General features: G+C 64.4%; 8 protein-coding genes. All 8 read right to left on the reverse strand.

Annotated features, from left to right (window positions below; translation table 11 throughout):
- Positions 1-849 (reverse strand): bifunctional diaminohydroxyphosphoribosylaminopyrimidine deaminase/5-amino-6-(5-phosphoribosylamino)uracil reductase RibD (gene ribD, locus RMQ73_RS09920; RefSeq protein ID WP_310498042.1); only part of this gene is annotated, 849 nt, incomplete at its 3' end.
- On the reverse strand, positions 846-1,268 hold the full coding sequence (locus RMQ73_RS09925; RefSeq protein WP_310498043.1) for a hypothetical protein: 423 nt from the start codon (positions 1,266-1,268) through the stop codon (positions 846-848). The genes ribD and RMQ73_RS09925, both read right to left, overlap by 4 nt.
- A 48-nt stretch (positions 1,269-1,316) precedes the next feature.
- The gene (locus RMQ73_RS09930; protein ID WP_310498051.1) at positions 1,317-2,633 is read right to left on the reverse strand and encodes a glutamate--tRNA ligase; all 1,317 of its coding nucleotides are present in this window, start codon (positions 2,631-2,633) and stop codon (positions 1,317-1,319) included.
- Positions 2,634-2,702: 69 nt separating this feature from the next.
- A complete protein-coding gene (locus tag RMQ73_RS09935; RefSeq protein WP_310498045.1) occupies positions 2,703-3,791 on the reverse strand; it encodes a peptidyl-alpha-hydroxyglycine alpha-amidating lyase family protein in 1,089 nt (362 codons plus the stop codon).
- A gap of 14 nt (positions 3,792-3,805) precedes the next feature.
- The gene (locus RMQ73_RS09940) at positions 3,806-4,255 is read right to left on the reverse strand and encodes a cytochrome c (protein WP_310498046.1); all 450 of its coding nucleotides are present in this window, start codon (positions 4,253-4,255) and stop codon (positions 3,806-3,808) included.
- A gap of 8 nt (positions 4,256-4,263) precedes the next feature.
- Positions 4,264-6,330 carry a PQQ-binding-like beta-propeller repeat protein gene (locus RMQ73_RS09945; RefSeq protein WP_310498047.1) on the reverse strand — a complete coding sequence of 689 codons (2,067 nt, stop codon included), beginning with the start codon at positions 6,328-6,330 and terminating at the stop codon, positions 4,264-4,266.
- 70 nt (positions 6,331-6,400) lie between these two features.
- A complete protein-coding gene (locus RMQ73_RS09950; protein WP_310498048.1) occupies positions 6,401-7,396 on the reverse strand; it encodes a dihydrodipicolinate synthase family protein in 996 nt (331 codons plus the stop codon).
- A 124-nt stretch (positions 7,397-7,520) separates the two neighbouring features.
- A partial coding sequence (locus RMQ73_RS09955; RefSeq protein ID WP_310498049.1) for an NAD+ synthase occupies positions 7,521-9,172 on the reverse strand: 1,652 nt, incomplete at its 5' end.

Consider the following 9,172-nt stretch of genomic DNA (forward strand, 5'->3'; position numbering starts at 1 on the left):
GCCGCCGATCAGGATCGGCGCACGATACAGCAGCAGCCGATCGACCAGATCCGCTGCAATCAGGCTGGACGCAAGGCCAGCGCCGCCTTCGGCCAGCACCAGATCGACATCCGTACGCGCCGCCAGCATCGCAGGACTGGCCACCGCCTCGATGCCAGGCGGCAAATCACCATCCCGGCTCATGACAGCGACGATCGGCGAGCGATCCTCAAGGCCGGGCAGGCGCACATCCAGACGCGGATTATCAGCCTTTAGCGTGCCGCGCCCGACCAGAATCATGTCGCAACGCGCCCGCATCAAATGGCCATGGGCGCGGGCACGCGGACCCGTGATCCAGCGGCTCGAGCCGGACGGCATCGCCACCGAACCATCGAGCGACACTGCCAGTTTCAGCGTCACATGCGGCCGTCCAAGCCGTTGCCGCGTGAAAAAGCCTGCCATCATTGCCTCGGCCTCGGCGCAGCGCACATCGGTGGTGACCGCGATGCCCGCCGCGCGCAACCGTGCGATGCCGGCCCCATTGGTGCGTGGATCGGGATCATGCGCCGCCACGACGACGCGCTCGACCCCCGCAGCGATCAGACCATCGGCGCAGCATGGCCCACGCGGCGAATCATGTGCGCAAGGTTCCAGCGTGACATACGCCGTGGCTCCGCGCGCAGCAGCCCCGGCGACATCAAGCGCCATCTGTTCGGCATGCGGGCGCCCGCCTGGCTGCGTCCAGCCCTGAGCAATTACGCGTCCGGACTTTGTCAGCACGCAGCCGACAGAAGGATTGGGCCGGGTCGTCCCGACGCTGCGGCCGGCCAGCGCCAGCGCCGCCCCCATCAACCGATCGTCCCGGTTCATTCCACCGGCGGCTCGGCCGGAGCGGCCGATTCCCGCACCTTGACCAGCGCCTCGACACTGGGCGCGACTGCCACATAAGGAATCTCGCGCCGGAAACCGTTGCCCGCGACATAGGCGTCATATTGTTTCTGGGCATCGACGCGGGCTTCACCCTTCAATGTCGCGATATAGGCGCGGCTCTGGGCCAGCCGGGTCTCACGCGCGGACTTGGTGGCGGCAGCATCGGCGATGGCATCGGCACGGCTGCGGTCACCCTTCCAGCTCTGGGCATAGATCAGGATCGGGTCGGGGGGCAGATAGCCGTAACGCGATTCGATCAGGAACCCGATCATGATAATGGCGGTGGCAGCAACAGCGCCGCCGGCCACCCAGTAACGGGTGCGGCGGGCCTGGGCATCGGGCGGATCGAGAAAAGCCATGACGCCTTCATAATCTGGCGCCGCGCACTGCGCCAGCGCGCCGCGACATCAGGCCCCAAGCCGCGCCAATACCGCCTCGCGGCCGATCAGTGGCACCAGCGCCGCCATTTCCGGGCCATGATCACGGCCGGTCAGTGCCAGCCGCAGCGGCAGGAACAGCGCCTTGCCCTTGCGGTCGGTCAAAGGCTTCAGCGCAGCAATCCAGCGCAACCAGATGTCATCACCCCAAGGCAAGGGCGCCAGAGCTGCCACGGCCTGAACAAGCAGTTCGGGATCGTCCACAACCGGCGAAAATGGCCCGGTGATGATGCGATGCCAGTCGGCGGCATCGCTCATGTGTTGCAGATTGCCGCGCACGGCCAGCCATTGCGCCTCGGTCATGCCGGGCGGCAACCGGGCGGCAACATCGGCAAAGGGCAGGATATGCAGCGTGCGGGCCGACAACGCCGTCAGTTCCGCCGGATCGAAGCGCGCCGGCGCCCGTCCAAACGTTGACAAGTCAAAACCGGCAATCAGGTCGGTCAGCGCTGCCACCGGCTCAACAGGCAGCGACGTGCCGAGCCGGGCGAGCAGCGCTGCAACGGCCAACGGCTCGGTTCCCTGGTCGCGCCATCCGTCCACGCCTTCGGACCCGAGTCGCTTGGACAGCGCGGCATCGGCGCCTGTGAGCAGCGCCATATGGGCAAGCCTTGGCGGCGATGCGCCAAGCGCCGCAAACATCTGCAACTGCACGGCAGAATTGCTGACATGATCCTCGCCGCGCACGATGTCGGTTATGCCAAGGTCGATGTCGTCCACCACCGATGGCAGCATGTACAACCAACTGCCATCGGCGCGGCGGATGACCGGATCGGACAACAAGGCCGGATCGAAATTGCAGTCGCCGCGCACGCCGTCGCGCCAGTGGATCGGGCTGTGCTCACTGAGTCGGAACCGCCAATGCGGGGCGGTACCGGCAGCCGCCATGGCGGCATGGTCGGCGTCCGTCAGCGCCAGCGCCGCACGATCATAGATCGGCGGCAGCCCGCGCGACTGCTGCACCCGGCGCTTCAGTTCCAGCTCTTCCGCGCTTTCATAGGCGCGGTAGACATGACCCGTGGCGGCCAGCCGTTCCAGCGCGGCTTCGTAAAGCGCAAACCGATCAGACTGGCGCACTTCGTGGTCGGCAGCCAGGCCGAGCCAGGCAAGATCATCGCGAATCCCCTGGGCCGCAGTGTCGGTGGACCGGGCAAGATCCGTATCATCCATGCGCAGCACGAACCGCCCGCCGAATTTGCGCGCCAGCAGCCAGTTGACCAGCGCGGTACGGACATTGCCGGCATGGATCCGGCCAGTGGGAGAAGGCGCAAAACGCGTGACGATCATGGCTGCGGCATAGACCGTCCGCGCCATCCTGTCATGTGCCGGGCCAGTTTTGGCCGCGCTGCCGCCAGATCACTGCGTGCGGATGTGCCTCGCAACAGTGCGTTCCTTGACCTGGGCGCCATAGATGACTCCGGCCTTGTCCACCCAGATGCCTTCGGCGCCCGATGTGGCGCCCTTGTCGGGTTCCGGCTCCGGATCAGGGATGAAGGCGCTTACCTTGCCGGTGCGGGCGCTGCCGATGCGGATGCCGCGCGCCCAACCAGGGTTATAGCCATAGCCCACCGGGTTCCGGCTTTCGCTGTCGGCACTGTAGAGCGTGTCGTTTGCATCGATGAACAGCCCCGATGGCCGTCCGAATTGCTGCCAGCTTTTCAGTAACTTGCCGGTCGGTGTATAAACCTGGACACGGTTGTTCCACCGATCACCAACATACAGGCGGCCGCGGCTGTCGAGCGCCATGGCGTGCGGCACCTGCAGGTCCGCCTTGCCGGCGCCGGCTTGGCCCCATTGCATCACGAAGCGGCCATCGGCTGCGAATTTGACAATACGGGCGACGCCCTTGTCGGCCTCATGCCCGTCAGAGACGAAGATGCTGCCATCCTTTGCCACAATCACGGCATTGGGCTCGGCGAACGTGCCGGCACCGGCCACCGCAACACCGGGCTTGCCGAGCGTCAGCAATAGCCTGCCATCGGGTGCAAATTTCATCACCGTCGCGCCCTTGCCGGAAACCGCACGGGCATCGGTCAGCCAGACGTTGTCCGCACTATCGATGAAAAAGCCATGTGGGAACACCGTCAGCCCGCCGCCAAAGGCTTTGACGAAATTGCCGCCCGCGTCGAATTCCATGATCGGATCAGCCATGGAATCAGCGCAGTTGTTGGCGCCGCAGCGTTCGGCGACCCAGATATGGCCCTTGCTGTCGACTGCAACGGCGCTGGTCGAGCCCATGATGCGGCCCGGCGGCATCTTGAGGAACCCGGTTTCGCTGCGATAGGGATTGGGCTGCCGGTTGGTTTCGGATCGCACGGTGGCGGGCGGCGGCAGGTTCTCCAGGGTCCACTTCGGTCGCTGGGGCGCCGGAGCCGGCACTGTCTGTGCTGCGATGGGCGCCGTAAGCAGCGCCGCGAGAAGGAATACCGGGGCCGAACGCTGCATCAAATGTCCTTTGCCTATTGCCCGGTCGCGCCGGAAGCCGGCTTTTCTGCGGTGATTCCAATGGTGGCCAGCACTTCGGAACGGCGGTCGAGCGGGACTGCGCCCTCGGGAAAGCCGTTGGCCTTGAGCAAATAGGCCAGGACATCGGCATATTGTTCGCGAGTCAGCGATTGCGGGTTGTTCTGCGGCATGGTGGTGCGGACCCGGTCATAAAGATCGCCGACCGTCATCGTGTCCCAATGGCTGATGAATTCGCCGCCGATCAGCGGCGGCGCCTCGCCGGTGCCGCCCAGCGCCGCACCGTGGCAGGCGCCGCATGCCTGTTGGTAAACCCCGTCGCCGCGCGCCGCTTGATCGGGTGTGTATATGCCCTGCCACACCGATGACGGCCCCATCTGGGCCATGGCTGTGCCAGCAGCAAGGCCGAGTGCCATGACCGGAAGAATGAAACGCAAACGCAGCATGATGGCCCTTACTTCTTCGCCGGCAGGGCATAGGCGATATATTCGCCCGATGAATTGCCGCCGCTGGTGGCGACGATGATATATTGCCGGCCAGCGACAGTATAGGTCATGGGTGAGCCCGATTGCGGCGAAGGCATGTAGACCGCGCCCACTTCCTTGCCGCTTTGCTTGTCATAGGCGCGCAGCATGGCGCCGCGCGGGCGGTCGGCAGTGGTGGTGAACTGGTTTTCACCGGCAATCACCAGTGATTTCGTCACCAGGGTGCCGATCTGATAAGTCGATTGCCCGGTGCGCGGGATGCCGCCAATCGCCTTGATTGCCGGATGGTTGCGGACGAAATCGGGGGTTTCACCATGCGCGATCTGCCATTTGATCTCGCCCTTGTTCACATCGATGGCGCTGATCGTGCCATAGGGCGGCTTCATCAGCGGCAGGCCATCAACGGCAAGCCTCGGTGGCCCGCTGCCGGCGCCTGGCGCGGGCGGCGCGGCCGGCGTGTCGGCACCGGCGCCTTCGCCCGGGCCCTTTATCATCGTCGGCGTCTGCCCGGCGATGCCCACGACATAGTCGATATCGGACAATTCCTTGGGCGGCTTCACAAGGCCCGTTGAGGAAATGCAGGTGCCGCAGGCATAGACATAGGCAATGCCGGTTTCCGGGTCGAACGAGCCGCCCGGCCAGTTGGTGCCGCCTTGCGCCCAGTTGTTGATGACGCCCAGTTTCTCCGGCGTGGAAACAATCGGCGGAGTGTAGACAGGGCCGAGCTGGTACTTGCTGATGGCCGCCAGCGCCTTGGCCTTCAACTCTGGCGTGAAGTCGATCAGATCGTTCTCGAGATACCCATTGCGGCCATAGGCGGCCGGCTTGGTGGGGATCGGCTGGGTCGGTGAATACCATTCCCCCGGCACATTGCCCTTGGCCACCTTTGTTTCCTTGATCGGCCACACCGGCACGCCCGTCGCGCGGTCGAAGACATAGAACAGCCCCTGTTTCGACGGTATGCCCACGACCTTTCGCGGCTTGCCATCGACCGACACGTTCATCAACAGCGGCGCCGAACTGGCATCGAGATCCCAGATTTCGTGATGGATCAGCTGGTAATGCCATTTGCGCTGCCCGGTTGCCAAGTCGACGGCGACAAGGCTGTTGGCAAACAGATTGTTGCCCGGACGATGACCGCCGTAGAAATCCGACGTGGCGGATTCGATGTTGAGATAGGCGAGGCCCAGTTCGGGATCGACCGACACCTGCGTCCACACGGCGGTGTTGCCATTGACCTCGGCCGAGCTGTTCAACCAGGTATCATAGCCATATTCGCCCTTTTTCGGGATGTTGTGGAACGTCCAGATGCGCTTGCCGGTGCGCACGTCAAAGGCGCGGACATAGCCCTTGGTGTTCTTGTGAGTGACGGGCGTGAAGCCTTCACGAAAGGCCGCGCCGATGATGATGGTATTGCCGGAAATGGCAGGCGCGCTATGGACGCCGGCCTCTCCGGTGACGGGGTTGAGGATTTCCTGGTCCCAGTCCTGCTTCAGATCGACGAAACCCTTGTCGCCGAATTCCGGATCGGGCTGGCCCGTGTCGGCATCGAGGCTGATCAGCCGGTAACCGATGGTGGTGTAAAGAATGCGGCGCTTGGTGCCATCGGTCCAATAGGCGAGACCGCGGCCCGACAGGGCGCGCGGACTTTCCGCCGATCGCCGGCCCTCGTGCAGGCTGTAGGTCCATAGCAACTCGCCGGTCTGGCCGTTCAGTGCAACCACGGCGCGGCGCGTGCCGGCGGTGGTATAGATCACCCCGTCCACCGCCAGCGGCGTCCCTTCCAGCTTGTATTCCGGGCGGCTGCCGAACATGTCGGTCTTGAAGCGCCAGGCAATTTCGAGATCATTGAAATTGCCCGCATTGATCTGATCGAGGGGGCGATAACGGCTGCCCATCAAATCGGCGTTGTACGTGGGCCAATTGGTGTTTTCGCCGGAAACCCGGGCCGCAGGGGCACCATTGACCTGTGCAAGCGCGGCGCTTGCCGGCGTCAGCAGCAGGGCGGCGGTAAGGGCAAATCGCGTGATGGACATGATGGCGGCTTTCGAATGTGGGTCCCGGCCTTGGCAGGGATGAAGAACGGCAAACGCAGCGCAGGCGACTTCAGGCGGGCATCGCCTTGACCTTCGCCAGGCCCGTCTTGATCGAGGCCATTTGCGCATCGGTCAGCTGCGGATAAGGCGTGCGAGCATACATCATCGGCCCACCCATCTCGAGCCCGAGCACATATTTCATCGCGGCATAGGTATTGGCCCCGGCGTTGTGCTCGCGCATGATACCCTGGGCGGCGCGGAGATGGTTCAGCTTGGCCCGCCAGTCACCACCGGCGCGGTGCGTTTTGAAGATATCGGCGCATTTGGCGCTGAAGTTATTGCCGTCGGCGAGGATGGCGCCCATGCCGGCTTCCACTGCCGGAATCAGGTTGTTCGACGTGCCGCAGCGCATGTTGAGCTCGGGAAAGCCCTTGAGGAACGCCGCAAAGCCGGCTGCATCGCCCGAACTGTCCTTGATGCCGGCCAGATGCGGGTATTTCATGAGGTTTTGCAGCAATTCCAGCGTGATCGAAACCTCGGATGTGCCCGGTATGTGATAGAGGTTGATCGGGATCGACACGGCATCGAACAGCCGGCTGTAATAATCGGTCAGCCCTTCGGTGGGCGGCTGGTTGAAATAGAATGGCGGGATGACGAGCAGGCTGTCGGCACCGGCCTTTTGGGCATGGCTGGCCAGATCGATCGTCTCGACAATGTTGCCAGTGCCCGGCCCGACCATGATATTGAGGCCGTTCTTGTGCTTCATCGCTGTTTCGGTGACGAACTTTCGTTCGGCCACGGAGAAACTGGGAAATTCGCCGGACGTGCCGAGCACGACAACGCCATCGGCGCCGCAGGACTTGTGCCACTGCATGATCGCCGCCATCGCGCCGGGGTCGAACTTGCCGGCCTTGTCGCACGGCGTCACCGTCGCCACCCAATAGGCGACCTTGTCCTTCGAACCCAGCCGGCGCGGCGTCTGCGACAGCGCGGGCGCGCCCAAGCTTGCTGCCGCGAGTGCGGCAGCGCCCATCATTGCAAGCGTATCCCGGCGTGTCGCGTCCATGGCCCCAACTCCCCAAAAGCACCGGACATTGCCGGCTGCGCCCCGACCGAGCGCTTGGTAGAATGATGACAATGTTAAGGGCGAAAGGGAAGCGCTGCCTTGCTCGTGCAACTGATAGGCGGCGTTACACCGTCCGAAACGCGTTGGTGATCGGATAGCGGCGGTCGCGGCCAAAATTGCGCCTACCGATCTTGACGCCGGGCGGGGCTTGGCGCCGCTTGTATTCGGCGACGTAAAGCAGGCGCTCGATGCGCGCGACGACTGCCGGGTCGAGTCCCCCGGCGATCAGGTCGGACGCGGATTGCTCCCCCTCCACCAGCGCGATCAGGATGCGATCGAGCAATTCATAGGCCGGCAGCGAATCCTGGTCCGTCTGGCCGGCGCGCAATTCGGCAGTCGGCGGCTTGGTGATGACGCGGACGGGCATCACCGGGCCGGCCGGGCCAAGGCCGAGGCGCGGGCGATGCGCGTTGCGCCATTCCGACACACGGAAAACAGTGGTCTTGTACAGGTCCCCCAGCACCGAATAGCCGCCGGCCATGTCGCCATAAATGGTGGCATAGCCGACGCTCATCTCGCTTTTGTTGCCCGTGGTCAGCAGCATCGGGCCATGTTTGTTGGACAGGCCCATCAAGGTCAGGCCCCGGATACGCGACTGGATGTTTTCTTCCGCCGTGTCGTTCGGCTTGCCTGCGAACAGCGGCGCCAGCATGGAATCGAACGCCTCCATCGCGGGGCCGATACCGATGGTATCGAGCCGGCAGCCGAGCATCTGCGCACACAGCGCCGCGTCCTCAAGACTGTCCTGGCTGGTATAGGGGCTGGGCATCATCACGCACCACACCCGGTCGGCACCCAGTGCATCGACGGCAACGGCCGCCGACAGCGCCGAATCGATGCCGCCCGACAGGCCAAGAACTACGCCAGGGAAGCGGTTGCGGTTCACATAATCGCGCAGGCCGACCATCATCGCGTGATAGATATCTGCCGGATCCACGTCCTGCGGGCTGTGCTCGCCCGCCTCGCATGTCCAGTGATGGCCCAGCCCGGCCCGCGACCAATGCGTCATCCGCACCGTCTCGTCCCAGTCAGGCAGACGGTGCGCGAGGCGGCGGTCGGCATTCAGGACAAAGCTCGACCCGTCGAACACCAGCTCGTCCTGCCCGCCGACCCGGTTCAGATAGACCAGCGGCAGGCCCGATTCCACCACGCGGGCGACGGCCAGCGACAGGCGGCGGTCGTCCTTGCCGACCTCATAGGGCGAACCATTGGGCACGATCAGGATCTCGGCGCCGGTTTCGGCGAGGCATTCGGTGACGTCGGCGCCCCACATGTCCTCGCAAATCGGGACGCCGAGCCGGGTGCCGCGCAATGTCAGCGGGCCGGGCATGGGGCCAGGCGAAAACACTCGTTTTTCGTCAAACGTGCCGTAATTCGGCAAGTCATGCTTGCGCGTGACGCCAACAATCTTGCCGCCATCGAGCAGGAATGCAGCGTTGAACAGCTTGCCATCCTCAGCCAGCGGCGCGCCGACCAGCAGCGCCGGGCCGCCGTCGCCGGTCGCCGCCGCCAGCCGATCGATTTGCGCTGCCGCCGCTGCCACCAACGCAGGCTTGAGCACCAGATCCTCGGGCGGATAGCCGACCACGGACAGTTCCGGCGTCACCAGCAAGTCAGCGCCTGCAGCCTGCCCCCGTGCGTCAAGAATTGCTTCGGCATTGCCGGCCAGGTCGCCGACGCTGGCTTTCAACTGGGCTAGGGCGATGGACAGGCGGG

Origin of the sequence: Sandarakinorhabdus sp. (assembly GCF_031430775.1) — a bacterium.
In the GTDB taxonomy this organism is placed as follows: domain Bacteria; phylum Pseudomonadota; class Alphaproteobacteria; order Sphingomonadales; family Sphingomonadaceae; genus Sandarakinorhabdus.

What these genes read in the sequence shown, in the direction of transcription:
- RMQ73_RS09925 (WP_310498043.1), bottom strand. Translation starts at nt 1,268, where the DNA reads ATGGCTTTTCTCGATCCGCCCGATGCCCAGGCCCGCCGCACCCGTTAC.
- RMQ73_RS09930 (WP_310498051.1), bottom strand. Translation starts at nt 2,633, where the DNA reads ATGATCGTCACGCGTTTTGCGCCTTCTCCCACTGGCCGGATCCATGCC.
- RMQ73_RS09935 (WP_310498045.1), bottom strand. Translation starts at nt 3,791, where the DNA reads ATGCAGCGTTCGGCCCCGGTATTCCTTCTCGCGGCGCTGCTTACGGCG.
- RMQ73_RS09940 (WP_310498046.1), bottom strand. Translation starts at nt 4,255, where the DNA reads ATGCTGCGTTTGCGTTTCATTCTTCCGGTCATGGCACTCGGCCTTGCT.
- RMQ73_RS09945 (WP_310498047.1), bottom strand. Translation starts at nt 6,330, where the DNA reads ATGTCCATCACGCGATTTGCCCTTACCGCCGCCCTGCTGCTGACGCCG.
- RMQ73_RS09950 (WP_310498048.1), bottom strand. Translation starts at nt 7,396, where the DNA reads ATGGACGCGACACGCCGGGATACGCTTGCAATGATGGGCGCTGCCGCA.